The organism is Paenibacillus sp. GCM10027626, assembly GCF_042676285.1.
Taxonomy (GTDB): Bacteria; Bacillota; Bacilli; order Paenibacillales; family Paenibacillaceae; genus Paenibacillus_Z.
In genome coordinates, this window is the sequence record NZ_JBHTHC010000009.1 from 354128 (window position 1) to 378730 (window position 24603).

The 24603-nt window shown below is 45.7% G+C and carries 24 protein-coding genes and 1 pseudogene; 20 read left to right on the forward strand and 5 right to left on the reverse strand.

The window, feature by feature from the left end; all coding sequences use genetic code 11:
* Nucleotides 1-75 precede the first annotated feature (75 nt).
* Nucleotides 76-1554 (reverse strand): Lsa family ABC-F type ribosomal protection protein, encoded by a 1479-nt coding sequence (locus ACFQ0N_RS19700; RefSeq protein ID WP_379329262.1) that lies wholly within the window; start codon nucleotides 1552-1554, stop codon nucleotides 76-78.
* A gap of 360 nt (nucleotides 1555-1914) precedes the next feature.
* Between ACFQ0N_RS19700 and ACFQ0N_RS19705 the strand changes: the two genes are divergently transcribed.
* From ACFQ0N_RS19705 to ACFQ0N_RS19720, 4 genes are all read left to right on the forward strand, one after another.
* Nucleotides 1915-2202: a DUF2512 family protein gene (locus tag ACFQ0N_RS19705; protein WP_379329341.1), complete on the forward strand. Its 288-nt coding sequence runs from the start codon at nucleotides 1915-1917 to the stop codon at nucleotides 2200-2202.
* 246 nt (nucleotides 2203-2448) lie between these two features.
* Entirely contained in the window at nucleotides 2449-2709 is a 261-nt protein-coding gene (locus ACFQ0N_RS19710) for a WGxxGxxG family protein (RefSeq protein WP_379329264.1), read from the forward strand.
* A gap of 331 nt (nucleotides 2710-3040) precedes the next feature.
* Nucleotides 3041-3547: a hypothetical protein gene (locus ACFQ0N_RS19715; protein WP_379329266.1), complete on the forward strand. Its 507-nt coding sequence runs from the start codon at nucleotides 3041-3043 to the stop codon at nucleotides 3545-3547.
* Between the two features lie 273 nt (nucleotides 3548-3820).
* A complete protein-coding gene (locus ACFQ0N_RS19720) occupies nucleotides 3821-4384 on the forward strand; it encodes a spore coat protein (protein ID WP_379329268.1) in 564 nt (187 codons plus the stop codon).
* A gap of 142 nt (nucleotides 4385-4526) precedes the next feature.
* Here ACFQ0N_RS19720 and ACFQ0N_RS19725 read toward each other — a convergent pair.
* Nucleotides 4527-4595 (reverse strand): annotated as a pseudogene (locus ACFQ0N_RS19725) (excalibur calcium-binding domain-containing protein); the annotation flags it as partial.
* Between the two features lie 479 nt (nucleotides 4596-5074).
* Between ACFQ0N_RS19725 and ACFQ0N_RS19730 the strand changes: the two are divergent.
* The 4 genes from ACFQ0N_RS19730 to ACFQ0N_RS19745 all read left to right on the forward strand — a co-directional run bounded on the left by ACFQ0N_RS19730 (nucleotide 5075) and on the right by ACFQ0N_RS19745 (nucleotide 9883).
* Nucleotides 5075-5611, forward strand: coding sequence for a pyridoxamine 5'-phosphate oxidase family protein (locus ACFQ0N_RS19730; protein WP_379329270.1), 537 nt, complete (start codon nucleotides 5075-5077; stop codon nucleotides 5609-5611).
* A gap of 647 nt (nucleotides 5612-6258) precedes the next feature.
* The gene (gene serA, locus ACFQ0N_RS19735; protein WP_379329272.1) at nucleotides 6259-7851 is read left to right on the forward strand and encodes a phosphoglycerate dehydrogenase; all 1593 of its coding nucleotides are present in this window, start codon (nucleotides 6259-6261) and stop codon (nucleotides 7849-7851) included.
* Between the two features lie 34 nt (nucleotides 7852-7885).
* Nucleotides 7886-8629 carry a YggS family pyridoxal phosphate-dependent enzyme gene (locus ACFQ0N_RS19740; protein ID WP_379329274.1) on the forward strand — a complete coding sequence of 248 codons (744 nt, stop codon included), beginning with the start codon at nucleotides 7886-7888 and terminating at the stop codon, nucleotides 8627-8629.
* 21 nt (nucleotides 8630-8650) lie between these two features.
* Nucleotides 8651-9883 carry a benzoate/H(+) symporter BenE family transporter gene (locus ACFQ0N_RS19745; protein WP_379329276.1) on the forward strand — a complete coding sequence of 411 codons (1233 nt, stop codon included), beginning with the start codon at nucleotides 8651-8653 and terminating at the stop codon, nucleotides 9881-9883.
* Between the two features lie 77 nt (nucleotides 9884-9960).
* Here the strand turns inward: ACFQ0N_RS19745 and pdxR are convergent, their stop codons facing one another.
* A complete protein-coding gene (gene pdxR / locus ACFQ0N_RS19750) occupies nucleotides 9961-11391 on the reverse strand; it encodes a MocR-like pyridoxine biosynthesis transcription factor PdxR (RefSeq protein WP_379329278.1) in 1431 nt (476 codons plus the stop codon).
* Nucleotides 11392-11537: 146 nt separating this feature from the next.
* Here pdxR and ACFQ0N_RS19755 point away from each other — a divergent pair, with 146 nt between their 5' ends.
* From ACFQ0N_RS19755 to ACFQ0N_RS19770, 4 genes are all read left to right on the forward strand, one after another.
* A complete protein-coding gene (locus ACFQ0N_RS19755; RefSeq protein ID WP_379329280.1) occupies nucleotides 11538-12782 on the forward strand; it encodes a serine hydroxymethyltransferase in 1245 nt (414 codons plus the stop codon).
* Between the two features lie 43 nt (nucleotides 12783-12825).
* Nucleotides 12826-13053 carry an aminotransferase class V-fold PLP-dependent enzyme gene (locus tag ACFQ0N_RS19760; protein WP_379329282.1) on the forward strand — a complete coding sequence of 76 codons (228 nt, stop codon included), beginning with the start codon at nucleotides 12826-12828 and terminating at the stop codon, nucleotides 13051-13053.
* Complete coding sequence (locus ACFQ0N_RS19765) at nucleotides 13050-13247, forward strand: hypothetical protein (RefSeq protein WP_379329284.1); 198 nt, start codon at nucleotides 13050-13052, stop codon at nucleotides 13245-13247. The genes ACFQ0N_RS19760 and ACFQ0N_RS19765 overlap by 4 nt, the downstream gene beginning before the upstream one ends.
* 153 nt (nucleotides 13248-13400) lie before the next feature.
* Complete coding sequence (locus ACFQ0N_RS19770; RefSeq protein WP_379329286.1) at nucleotides 13401-13736, forward strand: dihydrofolate reductase family protein; 336 nt, start codon at nucleotides 13401-13403, stop codon at nucleotides 13734-13736.
* A 100-nt stretch (nucleotides 13737-13836) separates the two neighbouring features.
* Here ACFQ0N_RS19770 and ACFQ0N_RS19775 read toward each other — a convergent pair whose 3' ends face one another.
* A complete protein-coding gene (locus tag ACFQ0N_RS19775; protein WP_379329288.1) occupies nucleotides 13837-14850 on the reverse strand; it encodes a helix-turn-helix domain-containing protein in 1014 nt (337 codons plus the stop codon).
* A 316-nt stretch (nucleotides 14851-15166) separates the two neighbouring features.
* Here ACFQ0N_RS19775 and ACFQ0N_RS19780 point away from each other — a divergent pair, with 316 nt between their 5' ends.
* The 7 genes from ACFQ0N_RS19780 to ACFQ0N_RS19810 all read left to right on the forward strand — a co-directional run bounded on the left by ACFQ0N_RS19780 (nucleotide 15167) and on the right by ACFQ0N_RS19810 (nucleotide 23002).
* Entirely contained in the window at nucleotides 15167-16624 is a 1458-nt protein-coding gene (locus ACFQ0N_RS19780) for an MFS transporter (RefSeq protein WP_379329290.1), read from the forward strand.
* A gap of 476 nt (nucleotides 16625-17100) precedes the next feature.
* Entirely contained in the window at nucleotides 17101-17577 is a 477-nt protein-coding gene (locus ACFQ0N_RS19785) for a GNAT family N-acetyltransferase (protein WP_379329293.1), read from the forward strand.
* The gene (locus tag ACFQ0N_RS19790) at nucleotides 17570-18613 is read left to right on the forward strand and encodes an HAD-IIIC family phosphatase (RefSeq protein WP_379329295.1); all 1044 of its coding nucleotides are present in this window, start codon (nucleotides 17570-17572) and stop codon (nucleotides 18611-18613) included. The genes ACFQ0N_RS19785 and ACFQ0N_RS19790 overlap by 8 nt, the downstream gene beginning before the upstream one ends.
* Nucleotides 18603-18887: an acyl carrier protein gene (locus ACFQ0N_RS19795; protein ID WP_379329297.1), complete on the forward strand. Its 285-nt coding sequence runs from the start codon at nucleotides 18603-18605 to the stop codon at nucleotides 18885-18887. The genes ACFQ0N_RS19790 and ACFQ0N_RS19795 overlap by 11 nt, the downstream gene beginning before the upstream one ends.
* A complete protein-coding gene (locus ACFQ0N_RS19800; RefSeq protein WP_379329299.1) occupies nucleotides 18884-20770 on the forward strand; it encodes an endonuclease MutS2 in 1887 nt (628 codons plus the stop codon). The genes ACFQ0N_RS19795 and ACFQ0N_RS19800 overlap by 4 nt, the downstream gene beginning before the upstream one ends.
* 430 nt (nucleotides 20771-21200) lie before the next feature.
* The gene (locus ACFQ0N_RS19805) at nucleotides 21201-21656 is read left to right on the forward strand and encodes a MarR family winged helix-turn-helix transcriptional regulator (RefSeq protein ID WP_379329301.1); all 456 of its coding nucleotides are present in this window, start codon (nucleotides 21201-21203) and stop codon (nucleotides 21654-21656) included.
* Between the two features lie 56 nt (nucleotides 21657-21712).
* Nucleotides 21713-23002, forward strand: coding sequence for an MFS transporter (locus ACFQ0N_RS19810; RefSeq protein WP_379329303.1), 1290 nt, complete (start codon nucleotides 21713-21715; stop codon nucleotides 23000-23002).
* Nucleotides 23003-23112: 110 nt separating this feature from the next.
* Here ACFQ0N_RS19810 and dapA read toward each other — a convergent pair whose 3' ends face one another.
* On the reverse strand, nucleotides 23113-24000 hold the full coding sequence (gene dapA / locus ACFQ0N_RS19815; RefSeq protein WP_379329305.1) for a 4-hydroxy-tetrahydrodipicolinate synthase: 888 nt from the start codon (nucleotides 23998-24000) through the stop codon (nucleotides 23113-23115).
* A gap of 218 nt (nucleotides 24001-24218) precedes the next feature.
* Between dapA and ACFQ0N_RS19820 the strand changes: the two genes are divergently transcribed.
* On the forward strand, nucleotides 24219-24603 hold a 385-nt coding region (locus ACFQ0N_RS19820), incomplete at its 3' end, for a hypothetical protein (RefSeq protein ID WP_379329307.1).

Below are 24603 nucleotides of genomic sequence, written 5' to 3' on the forward strand. Positions count from 1 at the left end.
GAACGGTTCATATGAACATTTACAACTTCAAACATTTATTTCAACCTCCTAATATAAAATAAGCATAAAGTTATATTACAGTTCGACGATTTTGGTGGCGATATTTTTACAAAATTCACTATCGTGCTCTACAAAAAGTATTGTCGGACAATGTTCCAGCAATAGTTCTTCAATCTGCATACGGGAAATGACGTCAATAAAGTTTAACGGTTCGTCCCATATATGGAGATGTGCCTTCTCGCATAAGCTCTTTGCGATCAGTACCTTCTTCTTCTGTCCGCCGCTGAATGAAGACATATCTTTTTCAAATTGTATGCGCGAAAAATCGAGTTTTCTTAAAATCGCTTTGAACAAGCTCTCGTCGATATCGTTCTGGCTCGCATAATCTGATAAGTTGCCCTGTAGATGTGAGGTATCTTGTGATACGTATGAAATTTTTAATTGACTACCTTTGCGAAATGTTCCTGTAAAAGGGATCTCCTCGCCAAGAATAAGTTTGAGAATACTTGATTTTCCCGAACCGTTTGGACCCGCAAGTGTAACGCGTTCTCCTTGTTCAACGGTAAAGGTTACGTCGTGGCATACTGTGTGTTCTCCGTAATGGATCGAAACATGCTCTAATTCCACCATTTTCTTTTTGTTATAAGCAAGTTGAGTGATTTTCAGGCTTTCCGAGCTTTCGATGTTTTTCAGGAGTTTGGAACTTTCCTCAATCGAGGATTGCTGTCTCTGTTCAATCGATTTGGAACGTTTCATCATTTTGGCGGCCTTGTGTCCGATATACCCTTTATCGACTTTCGAACCGGAATTGCGAGTGCCGTTTTTTGTTTTTTCTACTTCGTGCGACCAGTTACTCGTTCTCTTTGAGGCTTCGGATAGCCGTTTAATGTCTTTTCGCAGCTTGTCGTTCTCGGCTAGTTCATAGTTATCCTGCCTTTGTTTATTCTCCCACCAATCCGAGAAATTACCTTTTTGGACCTCAATATCAGTTTTGTTTATCGAAAGAATGTGATCCACGCAATTATCTAGAAATGCGCGATCGTGTGAAACCAAAATAAATCCATTCTTGGTTTTTAGATAATCGCTGACCAGCTTCCTTGCGTGAATGTCCAAATGATTAGTTGGTTCGTCGATAAGCAGGAAACTGTTTTCCTTCAAAAACAAGGTTGCTAGTAATACTTTCGTTTGCTCCCCGTTTGACATGGTTTCAAACGGCCGATACAACACATCCTCTGACACCTTCAGCAACGAAAGCTCACGTACGATCTGCCAATGCTCATAGTCGGGATAAATTTCGTCAATAACATCCAGGGTATTAAATTCCTTGTGTTCAATATGGAAGGGGAAGTATTCAAAGCTGACATTTGCTGAAATGGTTCCGCTGTAATCATATTTACCAAGCAACAGGTTCAGAAATGTTGTTTTGCCTCGACCGTTTCTTCCAGTAAACCCTAATTTCCAATCCGTATTAATTTGAAAACTAACGTTTTCCAAGATGTTGTCGTAGCTACCGTCATAAGCAAAAGTTAGGTTGGTCACATTGATTAAAGACATTGTCAAAAACCTCCATAAAAAATAAAGAGCTACAAGAAAGTTACCTTTCTTGTAGCTCAAATAAACAAATACTAAAATCTAACCCAATGAATGGATTAGATATTGTTATTTTATTTGAGTGAAGAGAATAAGTAACTTTCTTGCTTCAACAAAGAATAAAACAGTTTTTGTTTTATCATTCGTAAAATAAGCAAGAAATTTTACATTATTCTCTTCATCTCCCTTTGATTAATTACTTGCATTGTAGCACAACCAATTTCACATTTCAACTTTGTATCCATCAAGAAATCCACTTGATAAGATATAAAAAGAACCTAGGTTGTAAACCCAGGTTCCTTGCTCTGCAATAATCATCTGCTTTTGTGGCTTACAAACGCTACCTTCTGGGAGGCCGCCTTAGCCTCGCTTGTCCTAAGTGTTATCGCTTATTACGCGGGTGATCAACTTGTCTTACGCTCGACTAACAATACTGTTGCCACTCTTGCAGATGCTGTATTGGTATTTGTCTATTTTTGGGTTGTAGCGTATTTCTTAAACTGGGATTTGAGTATTGGAGGGTTATTGATTATTACAGCAGTTCTTGGCGTGATTGAGGTATTCTTTCATCGTTATATTGCTGGCGGGGGAAAGAAGGCTGCAACCACATGACAAAATTGACTAGAATAGAACTTCCGGAAACTTGGTTGCGAGTATAAAGATGTCGAAACGAAAAGCATATAATGTAATGAAAGTACCATCAGGTCGATGTCCACTGCGACTTGACCTTCCCTATTTAAAAACCCCGCTGGCGTTTGCTGGCGGTTTTTTAATTATTATCATGTACTTTTAATAATCCACTGCCGTTTAGGGAATACCAAGAAAGCAAACCAATATAACACACTGGAGGTTTTAGTTGTGAAGAAGCGAGTTATCTTCCTTCTTGTCTGTTTGACCTTATTACTGGCAGTTCCGGCATTTGCTCACTCGAATAATGCAGTGGCTGAATCAAAGCAAACATCGGAAAACAATATGTACATGGATGGAACGCGAGATGGATATGGGAACAATTACCGGGCTTATGCGAACGATCGTACTGGCTTCAATTGGGGATGGCTCGGGCTTCTCGGTTTATTTGGTTTAGCTGGTATGCGTGGCCGTGATCGCAACAAAGCTTAGTAAAGATCAAAAAAGAACCTAGGTAAAAACCTGGGTTCTTTTTTACTCTGCAACAAGCGGCTGCTTTTTCTGTGCATGGTAAGGAGGAATATAAGAGGAATCTTTTCCTGGATGCTGTCATTTAGTCGCATCGTCCCATTAAATAAATTGACCAATTTCGTTGCATTTCGTGTTAGAGAATGGGCATGTAATAGCTTACTGGCGGAAAAGCCAAATCCTAACGGTCATAAAATCATCTTGTCCCTCCAACACTATCAAAGGTTTCAAAAAGAGCCGATTCGGCTGCTGCCTGAAGCCTACATCCATGTTGATTTATTGAGGAGGAAAACACGTGTACCAAAACAACCAACAATTCAATCAACAACGTTTCGGTCAGCAACAACAGTTGCAAAAGCAATCGTACCATTCCCAATCGCCAGGGCAATTGCATTACCAAGGCAGCAGCTCTATTTCGGCGCAAAACAACGTCGGTCCAGTCATCTCCCATTTCGGATATACAGCGGGGCAACAAAACCAAGCTGTCGGACGTAGCCAAAACTTTCAACAAATTGCGCAATCCCAATCGAACCAGCCGGTGCTTTCCCGCCTAGGTTCGACTGCTGGACAAAGAAACTCGCAGCCTGTTATTTCCAATGCTGGTGGTTACTCGGCCAACCAATCGCAATTCGGGGGCATGCAGTCTATGGGCAGCAACTTCGCATCCGTGCAAGCATCGACGCCGTCTAAACCGGTTTACCAAGCTATTGGCCAATCACAGCAAGCTGGCCCGGTGATTTCCCATGTGGGAAGCTATTCGGCAAACAAACAATCACAGCAATTCGGCCAGAACCGTTTCTAAGACGTATAATCACAAGCAGAGGGCGGCGGACTGAAATGGTTCTCCGCTTTCTGTTTGACCAAAAAATTAGGAAAGTATCCGCCGAACTATAATCCTAATTAGCTTCGGTCACACCGGAGAACGATTTTACTGATCAACACCTTTCTAATATACTGGGATTTTTTGAGAGGTGTCCTGCGCTTTCCTAAGTCTATGTTCACACTTTGTTGCATACTTACTCAATTTCCTGTGTAATCTAAAAACGAAGATAACATTAGGGAGGTCTATACTAGTATGCAATTGGCGGCACACGAAGCACAAGACTTACATGAATTGGCAATGAGCTGTGTCAACTCTATTACGAATATGGCTTGCTTTATTAATCAGGTTCAAGACTCCGAATTAAAGGCCATTTTACAAAGGCATTTTCCGCTGCACATTCAAGACTACAATATCAAGGCGGAATATCTGGGTAAAGCGGAGGGGGCAAACTCTAAATTAATGGTTCCAGATTTGCAACCTGCCCTACAGTCTTTTATACAAGCTCCAGTACCCCCTGTATCTGTTACGCCAAGAACGACGGTTCCACAATTTAATGACCGGGAGATCGCTACTGCCTATTTACTCACATTGAAGCGTGCTGGGAGAGAATATGCTTGGGCGGCAATGGAAATGAGTAATCCAGAAATTCGAAGCTTCTTGGAAGATGCATTTCGCATGAGTTCACACCATGCCTATGATGTGTGGCAATGGATGGTGAAAAAAGGGTTTTACCCGCTGGAAGCAGCTCCTCAAACAACATTAAACACTTTAGGCCGTTTTTATGAGATTGTTCAGGAGCCAGTCGCCATACAGTAATGCAATAATGGTGGGGATGTTCCAAAATAATTCAGAAGAGTCAACTGTTGTGAACAGCATGTTCAACAGTTGTATGATCAGACCAAACTTCTTTAAAAACCCCGTTGGCTGGCAGTTGGCTGGCGGGGCTTTTCCACTTTATTTATTTCTCGCAAGCCACTCCATCGCCATCACGGTCCAATTTCTTATGAGAACCAGGATCGCCCTTATAGAACGGATCGGCCCATCACTTCCAGGATGTGTGTTCGAAATAGACCAATAGGGACTGCTTGCCTCTTATAAACTAGGCATTGATCTACATTGCTTAAAGATAAAAAAATCCCACTCGGTTGAGCAGGATCAGGGATTCTAATCTTCAGCTGTCTCAGAACGTTTCATTTGAAGTGGGGGACGAATGATCGCCAAAGTAGGAGCAGGAGTTCTTTTGGATGTCCACTTAATATACCCATTATTTTTAGCTCCTTTTAGCTTTATTGTTAAAAACAGAATTATTCTGCTCAGGAAAAGAAAATTTATGTGAGGTGTAAACAGGCTTCCAAATCGTATGCGCTGATTATAAGGTCTGACTTAGGGAGCGTCGCTTAATGTCAGATATGGATTGCTGCAATTCCGTAATTATGGACTTTTATGTTCATTCCAATGACTGATAAACTTACATAATAATACTTTAATTCAATAGGAGCGATAACAATGGATGGAGTGCGTTACAAAATAAGAGAAGTGCTGGACAAGAGCAAGATTGAGACATTTCTGCAGCAAGCGCGAATTGGACATCTTGGAATGGTCGATGGTCATTTGCCGTATGTTGTTCCGCTCAATTTTGTTTGGACAAATGGGAAGCTTTATTTCCATGGAGCCACCGGCGGGAGAAGAAATCAGGTTATGAGTGCTAATCCGGAGGTCTGTTTTACGGTTTGTGAAGAATATGGAACGATTACTGATCCGGTGCCAGCCAAGACGGACACAGCGTATATGAGTGTAATGATTTTTGGCAAGGCACAGCCCATCGTCGATCTGGATGAAGCTACACACATGTTGCAAGAGATGATTTATAAGTATGTGCCTGGTTACTATAATCGGCCGTTACCCCGGCAGCATGTAGACAAATACCGGTCAGCAGTTTTCGGAGGTCCGGTTCAGGTGTACCGAATAGATCCACATCATATCACCGCGAAAGAAAATCCGATTGAAGAAGAAAAAATGTTCAAACCTGGAAAAACCGTATAAGACCCCGTGTCGAGCAAAAACAAAGAGCCACGAGTCCTGATAGCAGAGACGGTGGCTCTATTATCCGGGGAAGCGGCCGATTTTCGGTGAATAACGATCGGCAAACCTTTAGGTCGCTCATCCTCGAAGGACTTCGATAGAATTTTTTCTCAATAATTTATAAAATTTTGGCTGGTGTGGCCAAATCTAACGGATACCACAGCCGCTATTTGCAAAAATTCGACCGATTTGAAATTGTAACGGTACTGTGCGCACCTATTTGATGATGATGAGCCCGATTTCGCAAGAAAATGTCGAATTAAGATCGCTCATTTCCGTTAGATTTCAAAAAGGAAGAGAATTGACGTAATAAGGTCCGTGGTTTCCATTAGATGAAATCGCTTTGCAGGCGCCCCTCCTTCAGAGCTTTTTCCCCCTGAACTCCGGTATTAGAAGAAAAAACTTGACGATAGTACCAAGGACGCCGTCAGGCGTTTTTCTTATATACTGGAATGAAATATGCACTTTTTTGGATTGCGCAAATAAACCAATATTGGATATGTCTAACCAATCCATTTGTTGATAAACTAGCATAGTGTTCTTCAACCATGCAATGTTATATATGCTGATTCAATCAACAGTCTTCATATAGAGAAGGAGGAAGGTCAATGTTTAAAGTTTTGGTATCGGATCCCATAAGCAATTTTGGATTGCAGCAACTGATGCGTGCTGAGGATGTGGAGGTCGCCAAAATAACAGGGTTGAGCGAGGAGGAGCTCATTTCCATCATCCGTCCCTATAATGCGCTGCTCGTTCGTTCTCAAACGAAAGTCACTCGGCGTATTATGGAGGCCGGTGTTCATTTGAAAGTCATCGGCCGGGCAGGAGTCGGTGTGGACAACATTGATTTGGATGCCGCAACGAGCCGGGGGGTTATCGTGGTCAATGCACCCGACGGCAATACGGTTACGACGTGCGAGCATACCTTTGCGATGATGATGGCATTGGCCCGGCATATTCCGCAAGCCTATGCCAAAACCATTGCCGGGTTGTGGGACCGTAAATCATTCCTTGGCGTAGAATTGCGAAACAAGATACTCGGTGTGCTCGGGCTTGGCCGTATTGGGATCGAAGTGGCCAAACGAGCAGCGGCGTTTGGGATGACCGTTATCGGCTACGATCCCTTTCTATCAGAAGAAAGGGCAAACAAATTGGGTATCAAGCTGACGACAGTAGATGAAATCATACGGACAGCTGATTTTATGACGGTTCATACGCCGCTAACGAATGAAACGCATCATATGATCGCCGGGCCGCAATTCGACGTCATGAAACGGGGAATGCGAATCATTAACTGCGCCCGCGGGGGGATTATTGACGAGTCGGCTCTTGTTGAAGCGCTCGAAGAAGGGATTGTGGCAGGCGCCGCTTTCGATGTCTTTGAACACGAGCCTCCAGCGCCAGATCACCCATTTCTAAGGCATCCTAAAATGATTGTTACCCCGCACTTGGGCGCGTCCACTTTGGAAGCACAAGAGAATGTAGCCCTTGATGTTTCCGAACAAGTTATTCATATCCTGCGAAATGAACCGTTTAAAAATGCAGTCAATATACCGGCCGTTCCAGCCGACCTGCTGAACAAATTACAGCCATACTTCACATTGTGCGAAAAACTCGGAAAAGCGCTTGCTCAGATGACCGATGGCGCCGTACGGGAAGTCACAGTGGAATGTTCAGGCGAACTTGCTGATTTGGATACATCGCCGCTGATCCCTTATGTGCTCAAGGGTATACTTTCTCACCATCTCGGTGCGGAACAAGTCAATGTTGTCAATAGCGTTCACCTGGCGAAATTTCGTGATATTCACCTCGTGGAGCGAAAATCTCTGTTAACCCAAAGCTCGTCCAACGACATTACGATTCGATTAAAGTCGACGATCGAGGAGAGATGGGTGACAGGGTCTGCTCTGCCCGGCGTCGGGGAACGACTTGTTCGAATCGGTCCCTATCCGGTTGATATTTCACCTGAAGGATATGTTTTGTTGATTTCACAGAAGGATAGGCCGGGCATCATTGGGCGTGTTGGAACATTGCTTGGTGATAGCGGTATTAATATTGCCACGATGCAAGTGGGACGCAACGAAGTTGGCGGTTCGGCGGTCATGATATTAAAAATCGATAAAAAGACGTCCAAGAACGTGATGGAATCCTTACTCGCGATATCGGAAATCAAACGCGTACGGGAAATCTCCTTTGACTAACTTAACTATGATCAGCAGAAAGAGGGTAGGAGACATGGGCCATCTAGTTGAAGAGAATCTCAAAACCGTGAGACAGCAGATGGAACTGGCTTGCCAAGCCGCGGGGCGCAAGATAGAGGACGTGCAATTGTTGTTGGCGACCAAAACTGTACTGCTTGAAAAATTGCAAGTGGCCATACAAGCGGGTGAGACTCTATTTGGGGAAAACAAAGCACAAGAACTTCGGGGCAAATTTCCGCTTATGCAGCAGTATAATCAGGTGGAATGGCATTTTATCGGACATCTGCAAACGAATAAAGTGAAGGACGTTGTCAAATATGTTACGCTTATTCATTCTGTGGACCGTTTGAAATTGGGGCAGGCTCTGCACAATCAGCTCGTCAAAGAGAATAAGACCATGGATATTCTGGTACAAATCAACACGTCCTACGAAGAAAGTAAATTTGGTGCTTCTCCGGAAACGGCACTGGAGTTGGTGGAACAATTGTCCCAGTTCGAAACGTTAAACGTGAAAGGCTTAATGACGATTGGAAAACTGAGTGCTACAAACGACGAGACCCGGCACTGCTTCCGATTATTAAAATCTATTCAAACACACATTAGAGAGAAAAAGTTTCCGCGTGTAGAAATGGATATCCTCTCGATGGGCATGTCCGGTGATTTCAAGGTGGCCATCGAAGAAGGAGCAACCATCATTCGCGTAGGGACAAGCGTATTCGGCCAACGTTACTTGCCGGACGGCTATTACTGGAACGAAAATGCGCGCCAGGACGATTAGGAGAGAGGCAGGAGAACGCTTATGAACACAACATCATCCCCTTCGCTGCGCGGCCGCGATGTGATATCGCCGACCATAGCCGCTTTAATATCTGTCATTGTCAACTACGGGGGCACCTTTATTCTCGTGTTTCAGGCAGCAAAAGTCGCGGGTTTAAGTCCCGAAATGACCGCTTCATGGATCTGGTCGATCTCCATTGGAGTGGGTATAACCGGGATATGGCTAAGTTATCGATACCGGGAACCGATTATTACGGCTTGGTCAACACCAGGCGTGGCTTTTCTCGTTTCGGTATTAGCGGTAACCCCTTATCCGGAAGCAATTGGTGCTTACATGATCTCTGCAGTAGGATTTATTGTTTTAGGATTATCGGGCATGTTTGAACGTTTCGTCCGGCTTATTCCTCCAGGCATCGCTTCCGGGTTGCTAGCAGGCATTTTACTGCAGTTTGGCATTTCAGCCTTTGGAGGAGCGAAAGTTGACCCATTGCTTGTCGTTGTACTGTTTGCCGCTTATGTCGTGCTAAGACGGTTTACATCCCGCTATGCGATTGTTGGCATACTGGCAATCGGACTGATTTATTTGATTTGTGTGGGGAAAGCGGATTTCAGTACGATCCAATTGACGATTGCCTCACCGGTATTTGTCGTTCCGGAGTTTTCGTTACATGCTTTATTGGGCGTTGCATTGCCGCTGTTTATCATTACCTTGACGGGACAATACATGCCTGGAATGCTCGTATTGCGGAATGACGGGTTTAAGACGAGCGCGAATCCGATTTTGACCATAACGGGTTTGGGTTCGCTCCTTGCAGCACCATTCGGCTCGCATGCTTTTAATGTAGCAGCCATTACAGCAGCGATTTGCACAGGGAAAGACGCGCATGAGGATTCGACAAAACGTTATATTGCAGGCATTGCCTGTGGTATTTTCTACATTGTTGTCGGCATTTTTGGCGTGACGTTGGCTGCTTTGTTTTTGATTCTTCCTGCCACCTTTATTGCAACGTTAGCGGGATTGGCATTGCTTGGCACAATTGGCGGCAGTCTTGCGGGCGCTTTAACGGATCCCAAGGGACGTGAGACCGCATTGATTACGTTTTTAGCAACAGCCGCGAATGTGACTTTGCTTGGTGTCGGCGGCGCATTTTGGGGACTTGTCGCGGGTTTGGCAGCACATCTAATGATACATGGGAAATTTCATAAAAAGCAATACGTGCTGAGTGGAGTACAACAAGCCGATCAAAAACAATAGATCGGGTGCTGAGGGAACTGGATGGCAGCATAAATTGACTGTAAGAAAGAGCGCAAATCCGGGTGGGGATGCTTGTATTATAAAAGCATCCCCGCAAGACGATGAATGCCTTCTTCAATGGCAGCTTCATCTACTTTAGCAAAACCCAATACCCATCCTTTTCGATCGCTTTCCAAACAATATGTGCTAAGCGGATAAACACGGATTCCTTTTTCGAGCGCCAGGTTCGTCATGGCTGCTTCGTCAAACGATTGTTCAGCTTCAAGAAGCATATGCAACCCTGTTTCTACGCCGCTTAGTGTGAAGTGTTCGCTCAGACCTGTCGCGATGATTGCCTTCGTCATCGTTTCGTGTCTGCGCCGATATAGATTTCGAACTCGTCTCATATGACGCATGAAATGACCGTGTTCGATAAAATGAGTAAGCGTCAATTGCTCCATAATCGGAAGATGGCGGTAGGTTAATTCATGGACATGAGCAAGCTGACGAATGGCCTCTTTGGGACCAATGATCGCCGATATCCGAATACCAGGAGCAACCATTTTGGAAAAACTCATCATATATAACGTACTTTGAGGCTGCTGGCTGAACAAGGTTGGAAGCGGGTCGCCGCGATATCGAAATTCGCTGTCGTAATCATCCTCAACAATCCAAAACCGATGCCCGGCGGCCATGTGCAACAATTGTTGTCTGCGAGGCTCCGACATAATAACTCCAACCGCGCACTGGTGTGATGGTGTAACAAACACAAGTTTGGATTGTGGGTGAATGCGGTCTACACAAAGCCCGTACTCGTCGACAGGAACGGGGACAACTTGCATACCTCGATACTTCATCGCCATCCAGGCAGCAGGGAAGCCGGGATCTTCAACCGAAACCGTTTCTCCTTCATGTAAAAGGGCTTGGGCGATCAAATCGATGCTATGCTGTGCGCCTGAGGTTAATATGATTTGATCGATATGCACATGAACGCCCCGTTCAAGTGACAGATAACGTTGAATCTGTTCTCGTAGCGGCAGGAATCCATAGGCGTCGCCGTAAGCCCAACTGTCCAGGTCTGTTTCTGTGGAGGCCTGTAAAAACGATTGTCTCCAATTTCTTTGAAAATGTTCATCCAAATAAGGCTCGTGGGGACTAAAATCGATCTCTACTTTTCGATTTTCTTTGTCTCCGAACCAACTGTGCAAATGGCCGACTGCAGCGTTCAATAAAGGCAATTCTGGGGGGACGGGCCCTTGGGGGGCAACATCCTCTGAAGAACGAGTCGTATATATCCATTCGCTAACTCTTGTCCCGCCGCGGCGAGAGGTTACGGTGTACCCGCGGCTGAATAATTCCTCGTAAACGATCTGTATGGTTGAACGGGAAACGCCAATCAATAGAGCGAGTTCGCGGGATGGGAGCAGCAATTCGCCCGGCGGCCATTTTCCGGTCGTAATATTATGGATCGCTTGGTCCAGCAGTTGCTGCCAAATGGGACGTTTATCATCCCGGTTAACTTTTAGCATTCGATTCACCTCCAGTGTTTATATCGAAATTATGGATTGTTTGAATCGATTCAGTATGGATGTTTCATGACAATCCATTGATTGATATACTACCATGACAATAGTTGTTTTTGCAACGAAATAAGCGGATAGAGAGGAACATCTTCATGAAATATTTGGAGCAACAAGACAAAGCAGTGGCGAGCGCCATTCGGCAAGAGATTGCACGGCAGCGGGATAAAATAGAACTGATTGCCTCAGAGAACTTTGTAAGCCAGGCTGTTATGGAAGCCACGGGTACGGTACTGACCAACAAATACGCTGAAGGATATCCGGGAAGAAGGTATTATGGCGGATGTGAGTATGTTGATATTGTTGAGCAACTTGCCATTCAACGTGTCAAAGAGCTTTTTGGCGCTGAACATGCCAATGTACAGCCTCACTCCGGCGCTCAGGCGAATATGGCGGTCTATTTTGCATCAGTTGAGCCCGGTGACACGATTTTGGGCATGAATTTATCCCATGGCGGCCATCTTACACACGGGAGTCCGGTGAATTTTTCCGGAAGATTCTACAATTTTGTTCCTTATGGTGTCGATGCACAAACGGGGCGCCTTGACTTTGACCAAGTGCGGAAGCTCGCTCATAAGCATCTTCCGCGCATGATCGTTGCTGGCGCCAGCGCTTATCCACGAACGATCGAATTTGAGTTTTTCGCCCAAATTGCGGCCGAAGTTGGGGCCCTTTTCTTTGTGGATATGGCGCATATTGCGGGAATTGTCGCGGCGGGCCTGCATCCCAACCCGGTGCCGCACGCGCACTTTGTTACGACGACAACGCATAAAACGTTGCGAGGACCAAGAGGCGGTGTCATCATGTGCCGTAAACCATGGGCGCAAGCCATCGATAAATCGATTTTTCCCGGGTCACAAGGCGGCCCGCTTATGCATGTCATTGCGGCAAAAGCGGTTGCGCTAGGCGAGGCGTTGCATCCGGATTTCAAAACATATATGGAAAAAGTTCTTGAAAACGCCAAAGTATTGGCTGAGACATTAATAAATGAAGGGTTATCCGTAGTCTCGGGTGGAACAGATAATCATATAGTTTTGGTTGATTTGCGCACGATTGGACTTACGGGCAAAGAAGCTGAAACAATACTCGATGAAGTGGGGATTACGGCTAATAAAAATGCTATTCCTCATGATACGGCAAGCCCGTTAGTAACGAGTGGCATTCGCTTCGGGACCCCTGCTATGACGTCTAGAGGATTAGGGCCCAAAGAAATGAAAGAAATTGCCCGGCTTATTGGACTTGCCTTTAAAAATCCCAAGAGTTCGACAGTTAAAGTTCAGATATTAGGAAGTGTGCGTGACATTACGTCTCAATTTCCTTTATATGAAGGACTTCAATAGTTGGATAGCACGAAAATTCGTTACATTACAGGAGGGACCGCCGATGACCTACGCCTATAATTTCAATGCCGGTCCCGGGGCATTGCCTCCGGAAGTATTGCAAGAAGCACAGGAAGAATTACGAAATTTTCATGGGATCGGTGCATCGATTCTAGAAATATCCCATCGAAGTAAACCATACGAAGCTATTCATAATGAAGCACAGCAAAGGATTAAAGAATTGTTGACTCTTTCTTCTGATTACGCCGTTTTATTTCTACCGGGGGGATGAACATTACGTTCGAAGCATTCAGTCCAGCAATCGAAAATAAGCTGCTTAATGAGCTGGAGCAAGAAGGATTTATGGGCTTAAAAGGACATCGAGATGCAGGACATCTGCGTGCTTCCATTTATAATGCTGTACCTTATGAGCATTGCAAATCATTCACGGATTTTCTTGCTGATTTCCAAAAACGAAATGGTTAAAAATACAATACCTGCGCGAACAGATATGCTGAACAAAAAATAAAATTTTTTTGGATCTGTCGATTTTATCGTTCTCCGTTCGTTGGATTAGTAGAGGCCGGGTAAAACAAAGTAGCTGAAGGAGTTGTTCTTCCTGATGATTTTGCCGATAGAATGAACAATTACCCCAAGTTTGTTGTTTCTACGACCTTGCAAGAGGCTTCGTGGAATAATTCCCAGCTCATTAAGGGGAATCTCGTGGAAGAAGTTTCTAAGTTAAAACAGCTGCCTGGCAAGGATATTCTAGTCGCCGGCAGTTGCCAATTAGTAAACACATTGATGCAACATGATCTTATAGATGAGTATCGACTCATGGTGTTTCCTCTTGTTCGGGGGAGGGGAAAGCTCCTATTTAGTGACACTATTGATAACAAGACTTTGATACTTGCTGATACAAAGACGTTCAGTACAGGCGTCGTTGTTCTCACCTATCATCCTCGCCGGTTGTAACCTAAACTGGACTTTCTTATTAAGGAAGCAAAAAAACTTCAAGCATGCAGTTATATCATCCGTTTCTGAATGATATGTTCTGCTTGCTTGAAGTTTTCCGCTAGTTGAGACCGTTCTGCAGCATGTTTCGCTCCGAATCCAGTTGGCTAATACGTTTTACATATTCGCTTGGATTGCAGCCATAATGCTTGCGAAAGGCCGTCGTGAAATTGCTGGCGTTGCTATAACCGACTGAAGCAGCGATTTCGCCAACGTTCAAACTTGCTGCTTCCATATACCAAAGGGCTTTCTCCATCCTTTTTTGACGCACAAGCTCAAAGATCGTCATGCCAAACAATTCGCGGAATCCTTTCTTAAGCTTGAATTCATTCATTCCAACCCGCTTGGCTAACTCGCGGATAGACAGTGGTTGTTCGAAATGATTTTGCACCAACTCGCGGGTTTGCTGTAATTTGGTAATATCATCACGGCGAAGCAGCATGCTTCCGCCAACAGAACCATATTCGTCCGACTCGCCAAACAATGCGATAAATTCAAGCGCTTTGCTTTCCATATATAGCCGTTTCATCGTTCCTAGATGTGTGCAATGGATCATATCGGAAACACATCTTTGGATGGCTGGAGTGTCTGGGTAACGATCAATATTTCCACGATAGTGTCTAAGCCAGGTTTCCATTTGTTTTTTCTCCGTCAAATCTCCTGCATAATACAGCAGTTCGTCCGGAGTGAACCTGATTTCCAGCAACTGATTTCGAATGCCCGCTTTTTTCTCTTCATAGACCCGAACATCTTCCAGGAAAGTAACATTGCCTATTTTTGAACTCGTATGGCTTTTCTTACCGTTCCATTCGTAATTCATTTCTCCGCTTACGCAATAACTCAATTCAAATAACTGGCAGGATTCCTGGAGCTGAAGTTTCATATCTTCTTCGAATGTAATATCCGTCATCATGATCTCCATCCCCGGACGAATTCGCGTCCTTGTCACGTATCCCTTACCTATATGAGCAGGAATGGTAAGCCTCTGTTCCCAATTGGTTTGCTGAACGTGTCCCTCTACCATTCTCGTAAATTGATCAAATAATTCATGAATCGTGGTTATATTTAAAATCATCGTTAATATCACCTCCTTGACGCTTGCATGATTGCATTGTACTGTATCCCATGATTTACTTTCAACATTTTCAATGTAGATATCCTTCGGAAACGAACGATAGATCTACATTGCTTGAAGTTTTTTTCTCCCTTAACAAGGAGAGGGGCTCCCTCAACAGGTAGAGAAAAAACTCAATGTGAATGATAATCATATTTGTCGGAATGATTAGCCCGAACGGTGGATTGAGGCCCATATCCTACCAGTTGATTTCCATTCATTTCAGGCGACATAAAACGGTTTTCAGGCAAGTTTAGCATTTGAGGAGGAAATACAATTGACCAATCATCTTTCGACTTCATTACAAGCAGACGAAAAACTGGAGCAGCAGGTTGATCCGCGCCGCTGGTATGCGCTGGCGGTTATTCTGCTGCCAATATTGCTTAATTCATTGAACACCTATATGATTCAGGTCGCGCTTCCGTCTATACAGAACAGTCTGAAAGCCAGTTTTTCGGATGCACAGCTGATCGTCGCTGGCTTTTCTCTCAGTCTGGCCGTAGCACTCATTGTCAGCGGGAGACTTGGCGATATATACGGCAGAAAACGGCTGCTGCTTATCGGTGTGAGCGGGTTTACGCTCATGGCAATGCTAGGTGGATTGACTTCGAATCCAACTCTGCTGATTGTCATTCGGATTGTACAAGGGCTCGCCGCGGCACTCATTCAACCCCAGGTGTTATCCATGATGCAGGTTAATTTTCTGCCGCGGGAAAAAGGCCTTGTTTTCAGTATTTACGGCGCATTGATGGGATTCGGGTTCGCATTTGGTCTTATCCTGGGAGGAATTCTTGTCAATTGGAACGTGTTTGATCTTGGCTGGCGAACCATATTTTTTTTCAATGTTCCCTTCGGTATACTTGTTCTTCTGTGTTTGCCGCTTCTGCCGGAGTCGCGCGGCGGGCGGACGCAAAGAATCGATTGGATCGGCACCTTCTTAATCATGAGCGGGTTGTTTCTGCTTGTTTATCCATTGTCTGAGGGGCAAAAACAGGGATGGCCGCAGTGGATATGGGGTTGTTTGATCCTCTCGCTTCTGCTGCTGCTTGCTTTTATCACAGTCGAGATTCGAAAACAAAAACGGGATGGGGACCCCCTTGTTGATTTGACCATTTTCAAACAACGCTTATTCGGAGTGGGGATGACTTCAGTTGTTTTGATCTATCTCAGCATGTTCTCTTTCTTTTTCCTCTTAACTTATTATTTGCAGTTTGGCCTGCATTTCGATGCACAAGAGACGAGTCTCGCTTTTTTGCCTCTGGGCGGCGGTTTTTTCCTGACTTCTCTGCTGTCATCGCGAATTGTTAGCAGGTGGGGGATGGTTGTGCTGAGAATAGGCGCTTTGGTAACAGGGATTTGCTTTTTTTTATTCATTGTGTTGCTGTATATGGATGCGATACATCTGCTTAGTATTCAATACATTGTGCTTTTGCTTTTATACGGTTTGGGACTTGGTCTGGTCACAACGCCTCTCACTCGCGTCGTACTGGGCACGGTTCCGATGAAGGATGCAGGGACAGGTTCAGGCTTGTTTAATACGTTCATGTATTTGGCCAGTTCGTTAGGAGTAGCGTTGATCAGTATTTTGTTTTCTGCCTCACTGGGACAGTCTTTGGCAAGTGCTATCCTGTCAGACTATGCAAGGGCGTTTTCTGTCTCTTTAGCCGCATGCGGAGGACTTGCTCTGACTGCATTTGTTTGCCTTTGTTTCCTGCGTGATCGGAGAGCCTCGTAAGAGCGATATTTGTTGCCGGAAATCGTGGAGCCGGCCTCGATCTACTTCTAATATACTTCTAATATTGCAGTCCTTGACGGCAGAAAATGAATGTAGTAATATAAACTTAATTTAATTAAGGGGAGATTTTGATGTCCGGGGTCGTTCTTAACTAATCAATTCCATATTTGAGGTCTTTTTTGCCCTTGAAGTGCCATTTGCTGGAATAGCATGGTTTATTTCTTGCTGGCTTAGGAAGGCTTCAGAATTAGTTAAGAACAACGGATATAATCTAAGCCCTAGGGCCAATTCGTATGATTACCCACATCCGTGCTGAGTTCAGCGCGGATTTTTTTTCGGTAACGATGCGGAAGGCTTCTATTTAAAGGCAGGGATGACGTATGTTCATCTCTGCCTTTTTTTGTGTTTTTAGGAGGGTTGAGGGAGAAGTTGCTTCAGGATACAACTTGGACTGAGGGGTTGGAGAAGGGAGAGACATGATGGCCATCCGATTGATTGAGGCGAAAGATTTACAGGAAATAGCGGGCTGGGAGCGGGAGATCGCGATCATTTCATTTGGCGAAGAAGCAATAACGGATATTGCTTTTCATTTGCGAAAGCTGGAGAAAGCAGTGCAGCGTGAACGATCGGGGATGCTGGTTTGGGAGACAGATGAATGCATCGCAGGATGGATGTGGATGAGCGGCAGGATGAATTCCGTTACGCAGGACGTATACATGCAATTCAGAAGCTTCTATATTCGTGAAGCCTACCGCGGTACGCCCGGGGTGGACGCCTTGTTTGGAGCGGGGATGCAATGGGCGGTAAATGAAGGCTGCCAAAATATTGTGGGGCATGTCCATGTTCATAATCTGCCGATGCGTGCCTTGTACAAGAAATATGGCTTTACCCCTACCCACCTCACGATGGAATATCGGGTAGGCCGCAAAGAAGAGGAGGCACAAAATGATTAAATGCTTGATATGGGATCTGGATGATACATTATGGCAAGGCACATTAGCGGATGATGAACGTGTCATGCTTCGTCCGGGAGTCCGGGAGGCATTGCTGGAACTGGATCGCAGAGGGATTATGCAGAGCATTGCCAGTCGTAATGATCCGGATCAAGCAAGCCAAAAGCTGATTGAACTGGGGATTGACCATTATTTCCTTTATCCGCAATATAGCAGAGGATCGAAGGTTGCCTGTATCCGAAAGATCGCTCTGGAGATGAACATCGGCATGGATACACTTGCCTTTATCGATGACAATCCGTATGAACGATATGAGGCAAGTACGTATTTGCCAGAGCTCTATGTATACGATGCAAGTGCTGCCGCTGAGCTTCCTCGGCTCCCGGAACTCAAGAGCAGCTTATCGCAGACAGGAGCTGAGCGCCGGCAGCAAATGATGTTGCGATGGGAGAGACAGATTGCGGAGCGTATATTCAGTGGTACGCGAGAGGAGTTCCTCCATTCATGTGAGATGGTATTGTCTTTGCGCAGCGCACAGGAAGGAGATCTTTTACGTTTAGTCGAGTTGGCGACACGTACGACTCAGTTCAATAATCTTGTTCAGGCTCCGACCCTTGCTGTGATGGAAGAATATTTGCACGCGAAGCGACGTCACATTTATTTAGGGCAGATGAAGGATCGTTTTGGCAATCATGGCATCGTTGCAATGGCTATGGTGCAGGTACGGGAAGCAGCAGCAGAAATCGAGCTGTTCTGTATTTCCTGCCGGATGGAGGGGCGGGGTATCGGGACGGCTTTTATGGGAGGCGTTATATCCCGTATACACCAGGATTGGCCGTCATTGGACGAAGTCATCTGTCGTTATCGGCCGCAGAAGCGGAATCGTCCAGCCCTGCTCTTGCTGCAATTGTTGGGATTTAGCCGGTGTATACAAGAAGATGAGGTATGGACTTATGCGCGAACGTTTCCTTATGTCCACACAGACTCGACATGGATTCGCCTGGAAATGGAAGGAGCATCTAGGAATGAAGGGTAACATGCATTCGTTTGATTTTAGGGAACTCGAGACTAGAGTGATGGCCAGCGTGCAAGCTTTGTTAGTTGTAGCAGACATAACACCAACTACCTGCTTGCTTGGGCAACAGGGGGTGCTTGATTCTGTCACGACTGTAGCATTGATCGTGGAATTGGAGCAGGAATTCGGAATAAGCATAGGCGATGAGGATCTTACATTGGAGAATTTGTCTAATGTAACACAAATCGCAACCTTTTTGATGAACAAACTACATGAAGGAGAAATAAAACTATGAATGAAATAAATTTAAAAAAATTGGAATATGACAAAATAAAAAATCAGCTGATTGCTTTCACCGTTTCATCCGGTGGGAAATTCCTTGCAGAGCGGCATCAGCCCAGCTCGGATGAGGCTGTCGTCAAAGAATGGCTGAAAGAAACGACAGAGGCTGCAGCATTGCTTCAAGCAGGAACAAGTGTGCCTTTGTCGGCAATGGAAGGAATCGAGCCTTTCCTATCTGATCTGGGTAAAGGGAAAATCTACACAGAGAGAGAGCTGGGTCATTTGGCCAACTGGCTCAGTTCGGTAGGTCATATGAAGCGTTATATGAATGACAAGCGGCAGATTGCTCCGACCATTAGCGGCTACTCCGATTCGATGAATGATTGTCCAGCCATGCGAGAGCAGCTGGAACGATGCATACGAAACGGTGTTCTTACTGATCAGGCCAGTGCAGCTCTAGCCGATGCCAGAAAACATATGATGTTGACGGATTCTAAAATCGAACGTAAAGTGAGCCAAACATTGACCAAATATAGGCATTCGCTGCAGGAACATCTGGTCAGCAGGAGAAACGATCACTATGTACTACCGGTGAAGCGGGAGTATCGGAAGCAGGTACCGGGTACGGTGTGGGATGAGTCGGCAAGCGGTCAGACTGTCTTTATCGAGCCGGACGATGTTGCTGAACTGCACGCAGAAATGCAGATGTGGAAGGCTGTAGAGGAGCGCGAAAGGATGATCGTACTTTCCGGGCTTTCGGAAATGGTGGAAAGTCAAGGCGAACAGTTGAAATGGAATCTGGAAGTGATGGCCTCCTTCGACTTCATTTTCGCTCGCGCCAAGCTTTCACGCACTTGGGATGGTATTCGCGTTCGACTATCGGCTCATCCCATCATCAAGCTTGTGGATGCTAGACATCCATTGCTAGGCAAGGCATGTAAACCGCTGAGCGTATCACTTGGTCGACAATGGCGGCAGCTCATCATCACGGGACCGAATGCAGGAGGAAAGACGATTACACTCAAAACAATGGGGCTGCTGGCGCTCATGGTACAGTCGGGTCTATTGATCCCTGCGGGAGAAGGAACGGTCTTCGGTATTTTCGAGCATGTACTGGCCGATGTTGGTGACGGGCAGAGCATCGAACACTCGCTAAGTACATTCTCCGCCCATATGGCGACCGTTAAGGAGATGTTTGATGTGGCGGGAAGACGCTCGTTGTTGCTGCTGGATGAATTGGCAGCAGGAACCGATCCTGGCGAAGGGATTGCGTTATCCATTGCACTGCTGGAAGAATTGCTGGAACGCGGATCACTCGTAGCGGCGACTACGCATTTCAATGAGATCAAACGATTTGCCGCGCAGACTCCGGGATGTGCGAATGCGCGAATGGCATTTGATCCCGTCACGCTCCGCTCCTTATATCGATTGGAAATCGGCGAGGCCGGCGACAGCTTTGCCTTTGCGATCGCCCGTCGCTTCGGGCTGCCGGAGCATGTGGTAGCGAGGGCAGAAGAACGGGCGACAACAGGAGATACAGACAAGAATGGAGAGCGGCTGAACTTGGAGAGTAAGGCAGCCTTTATTCCGTTGCCAGAGGAAGATGAGGAAGAGGATGATGGATTTGAGGGGATTAATGAATCCCCAGCCAAGGAGCACAACGGGAGACAAACAACGGTTTCCGGGGCAGGAGGTGAACAGGAGGAATTCGATGCCAATCAAGGGCCGCCCGCCAATCGCCCGCTGCAAGTCGGCGACAGCATATGGATTCCATTATTGAAATGCACAGGAACGATACAGCAGTTGGAAAACAGCAAGGATGAGGTAGTTGTGGAGGTTATGGGCAAAAAACTGACCCTGAGCAGCGGCCAGCTGTCACGGGAACTCCCTTTGTGAAAATCGCATGCAGACTAGTGGGTCTTGTAGTCCCATGCAATCGAACCAATCTGAAGGACAAAACTTATTGTATAACAATCGGCCAAAGCGTTGTTTGCTTTGGCTGATTGTTGAGATAAGCCCATGAGTTTGATTGCCCCTTTGCAGTCAAGCATTATGAACAAATAGTTATTGGATTCGCCAAGCTCAAACTTATCAAGGTACTTGCATGTTGACTCCACTCCGGCAGAAAAATAAATTCGGCAATCGATCTTGTGGGACCAGCCCACCGCGGGCTTCCCATGAGGTTAAATGAAACGCGGCCCTATACTCTACTGGAAAGTGAAACGAAAGCGGCTTGGCTATAGAACGATTCCCAGGAACCGTATTGACGTGAACTCAAATTTGGTGTATTTTATTTGTTGTACATACAAAGGAGGTAGCTGAGAAGATGACACTCAACGATGATGCTCAAGTAATTACGAACAAGGATGAAGCATTTTTGCACAATTGCATGTACTTTACAGCTAATCGTTTGAGCAGGGCGATCACTCGAATTGCTGACGAGGCATTCGCAACAACAGGGCTAGCCCCAGCCTACGGATATTTGATTCGCCTTGTAATCGGCACACCGGGCATTACGCAGAAGGAGCTCTCCGAGAAGCTTTGTATTACCCCTTCTACGTTAACGCGCTTTGTTGATAAGCTGGAGGGAAAGCAGCTTGTTTTACGGCAAGTGCAAGGGAAAACTGTTCTTGTCTACCCAACTGATAAAGGCAAGGAATTGGAACCATCCTTGCGTGCAGCCTCCCGCAAATTGAAAGAAATGTACGAGACGGTACTTGGTAAGGAGCTTGCCGACCGGCTGACGTCTGATATCGGAATAGCTGGCAGACAGCTGGAGTAATCATTTTTCATTTTGTTTTGTATGTACAAACAAATATTGGTGAGATGAGGAACGTTATGAACACAACAGATTCCCATGATACAATGATAAAAAAACCACGCTTCTACTATGGCTGGATTATCGTTCTGCTTACCTTTTGCACCTTGCTTGTGTCAGCGGGCATCCGCTCCCTGCCAAGTATTCTGCTTGTTCCTTTTCAGAATGAATTTGGATGGAGCAGAGGGGGCATATCCAGTGTAATCTCCATCGGTATTTTTTTATATGGCTTAACCGGGCCATTCTCGGCCTCATTAATTCTTCGTTTTGGTGTCCGCAGAGTGGTCATCATTTCATTATCTGTATTGGGTGCAAGTCTGGCTGTCACGCCTTTTATTCAATCGCTATGGCAGTTTGAGCTGCTGTGGGGTGTTGTTTCAGGTCTTGCGACGGGCATGATGGCCAACGTACTTGGGGTCACGGTCAGCAATATCTGGTTTGTCAAGCGCAAAGGCTTAGTTATCGGCTTATTGACAGCAAGCGCTGCTACTGGCCAACTCCTTTTTCTCCCGTTATTTGCCAAAATGAGCTCTGATTTCGGTTGGAGATACGCGATCTACACCGCAATAGCAGGTATTATAGTAGTTCTGATTGCTGTGGCAGCAGGGATGCGAAACCATCCTTATGATGTAGGTGCTGCCCCATACGGTGCATCTGATGTTGTGAAGCCACCCCCTTTTAGCGGCAATATATTTTTGACACCACTGCTGCATTTGCGTTCTGCCGTCAAAAGCGGCACTTTTTGGCTGCTTGCCGGCACGTTCTTTTTCTGCGGTTTTTCAACCAATGGACTAATCGGCACACATCTTATCGCAGCATGCGGAGATCATGGGATGCTTGAAGTTACAGCGGCGGGACTATTGGCTATGATGGGCTTGTTCGATTTGTTTGGCACTACGATATCTGGATGGCTATCTGATCATTTCGACAGCCGCTGGCTGCTGTTTTGGTATTATGGGCTGCGCGGATTATCTTTGCTGTTTCTGCCGTATGCACTGGATGCTTCCCCCTTTATGCTTATCGTATTTTCAGTATTCTATGGGCTGGATTGGATCGCGACTGTTCCGCCGACTGCAAAGCTGGCTAGCGAGAAGTTTGGGAAAGAATCCTCTGGCATAATATTTGGCTGGATCGTCGTTTTTCATCAGATAGGCGCTTCAACGGCCGCTTACGGCGCAGGCGTGATGCGCGATTGGCTGGGCAGTTACTCACAAGCATTTGTGCTGGCGGGGTTTGTATGCTTCTTCGCATCGTTAATGGCAATAAAGATTCGGAAGTCCAATGCTGGCTTAGCAGCAGGGATGAAATGAAAAATCCGATCGCGACGGGGGAAGAGTAAAAGTCGAGAAGCCGCGCCGGTGTGATGGTTAAAGGGCTGTGACAAGGTTGGAGCAATGTCCTGTTGCAGCCCTTTTTCAGTTTAGACGAGATTCGGGAGCAATTGTTCCAATTTTAATTGAAGCTCATCTGTAATCCGGCTCATCGGCAAACGGAGAGTGTCGGACGAAATAATGCCTAGTCGGGCAAGCGACCATTTCAGAGGGGAAGGATTGGATTCATGAAAGAGATTTTCAATTAATGGCACAAGAAGATCGAACGCTTGTTTAGATGCAATAACATCGCCTCTGCTAAATAGATTAAATACGTTGACAAAGGAACTTGTTTGAACATTCGCCGATGCCAGAATTCCGCCACGGGCGCCTTGACTTAACATGGCATGAAAGTAAATGTCATCTCCGCATAGAACAGGTTTACAACTTAGACTGGTCAGCTTCGAGGTAAGACCGATATTGCCAGAGCTGTCCTTTAAACCAATAACCCCGTTCAAATCCAATATTCTCCTGGCCGTATCTGTCGTTAGTCGAACTCCAGTACGGGATGGAACTTCGTAAGCAATTACTGGCACGCCGACTTGGGAGACCTTGCGAAAGTGCTCAAGAATGCCCTCTTGCGATGGCCGATTATAGTAAGGAACAATGACAAGCACTGCATCGGCGCCTAATTGTCCCGCCATTTCTGTTTGCTGGACGGTGGAGGCCGTGTTGTTAGTTCCTGTGCCAATAACAATTGGCATACGCGTTCCATTCTCCATCATCGCTTCTTTTGTCGCGTTGACGAGCTCCGTGACTTCTTCCCAGGATACCGTGGGAGATTCCCCGGTGGTACCGTTAATGACCAGTCCTTGTATATCATGTTCGAAGAGTGTGCTTACATAGTTCCTGTACGAGTTCAGATCCAATTGTTCATTCGCCTGGAAGGGGGTTACAACCGGCACAAATATCCCCTTTAAGTTCTGTTCGTTGAGCATCATATCATCTCCCCATGCGATTTAGTAATCTTAATTTATCAAATACAGACGAGAAGACTCCTTCCTCAAAGGGGAAGCTTAGGTAGGAGATGAATCGTCTTCGGACAAGGGTGGCAACTTTGCCATCTCAATTGTCCGACATGATTTTAAAGAAGTTCCTTCTCTATTTGAAATCGAACTGGTGTTCTGATATAATGATAGATATGGGGGGATTGGAAATGAGTATGAATACGATCACGATCAAACTTCCTTTGTATCGGCCAACATTGGTGAAACAAGACATGTATAAAACGATGCGCTCCCACTTCTCACAAGCTAGCAATCAAGCCCTTCTATACCTACAGGAGTCCCCAATACGCAACGCAACAGAGCTGGATCGCCTGCTTCGTTCCATACCTTTACCATCAACACTGCTTCAAGAAGCAAGAAAACTGGCTGTCAGCCGGTATCAAGATTGGCGGAAGCATGCCAATACCAAGGGTTTTCCTTCCTTTCGAGCAAACATCTCGATCCTGTTTGACAATCAGAACTGGCGGCTCCGTTTCGATCAAGGACACCTGAAAATCGGCATCCCTACCATCGAAGGCCATCTAACCATCGATA

Bases quoted from the DNA above. Each gene is read 5' to 3' on its own strand.
- ACFQ0N_RS19720 (WP_379329268.1), top strand. From the start codon at position 3,821: ATGCAATTGGCGGCACACGAAGCACAAGACTTACATGAATTGGCAATG.
- ACFQ0N_RS19790 (WP_379329295.1), top strand. From the start codon at position 17,570: ATGATTAAATGCTTGATATGGGATCTGGATGATACATTATGGCAAGGC.
- serA (WP_379329272.1), top strand. From the start codon at position 6,259: ATGTTTAAAGTTTTGGTATCGGATCCCATAAGCAATTTTGGATTGCAG.
- ACFQ0N_RS19810 (WP_379329303.1), top strand. From the start codon at position 21,713: ATGAACACAACAGATTCCCATGATACAATGATAAAAAAACCACGCTTC.
- ACFQ0N_RS19785 (WP_379329293.1), top strand. From the start codon at position 17,101: ATGATGGCCATCCGATTGATTGAGGCGAAAGATTTACAGGAAATAGCG.
- ACFQ0N_RS19805 (WP_379329301.1), top strand. From the start codon at position 21,201: ATGACACTCAACGATGATGCTCAAGTAATTACGAACAAGGATGAAGCA.
- ACFQ0N_RS19770 (WP_379329286.1), top strand. From the start codon at position 13,401: ATGAACAATTACCCCAAGTTTGTTGTTTCTACGACCTTGCAAGAGGCT.
- ACFQ0N_RS19745 (WP_379329276.1), top strand. From the start codon at position 8,651: ATGAACACAACATCATCCCCTTCGCTGCGCGGCCGCGATGTGATATCG.
- ACFQ0N_RS19700 (WP_379329262.1), bottom strand. From the start codon at position 1,554: ATGTCTTTAATCAATGTGACCAACCTAACTTTTGCTTATGACGGTAGC.
- ACFQ0N_RS19795 (WP_379329297.1), top strand. From the start codon at position 18,603: ATGAAGGGTAACATGCATTCGTTTGATTTTAGGGAACTCGAGACTAGA.
- ACFQ0N_RS19775 (WP_379329288.1), bottom strand. From the start codon at position 14,850: ATGATTTTAAATATAACCACGATTCATGAATTATTTGATCAATTTACG.
- pdxR (WP_379329278.1), bottom strand. From the start codon at position 11,391: ATGCTAAAAGTTAACCGGGATGATAAACGTCCCATTTGGCAGCAACTG.
- ACFQ0N_RS19800 (WP_379329299.1), top strand. From the start codon at position 18,884: ATGAATGAAATAAATTTAAAAAAATTGGAATATGACAAAATAAAAAAT.
- ACFQ0N_RS19755 (WP_379329280.1), top strand. From the start codon at position 11,538: ATGAAATATTTGGAGCAACAAGACAAAGCAGTGGCGAGCGCCATTCGG.
- ACFQ0N_RS19760 (WP_379329282.1), top strand. From the start codon at position 12,826: ATGACCTACGCCTATAATTTCAATGCCGGTCCCGGGGCATTGCCTCCG.
- ACFQ0N_RS19765 (WP_379329284.1), top strand. From the start codon at position 13,050: ATGAACATTACGTTCGAAGCATTCAGTCCAGCAATCGAAAATAAGCTG.
- ACFQ0N_RS19730 (WP_379329270.1), top strand. From the start codon at position 5,075: ATGGATGGAGTGCGTTACAAAATAAGAGAAGTGCTGGACAAGAGCAAG.
- dapA (WP_379329305.1), bottom strand. From the start codon at position 24,000: ATGCTCAACGAACAGAACTTAAAGGGGATATTTGTGCCGGTTGTAACC.
- ACFQ0N_RS19740 (WP_379329274.1), top strand. From the start codon at position 7,886: ATGGGCCATCTAGTTGAAGAGAATCTCAAAACCGTGAGACAGCAGATG.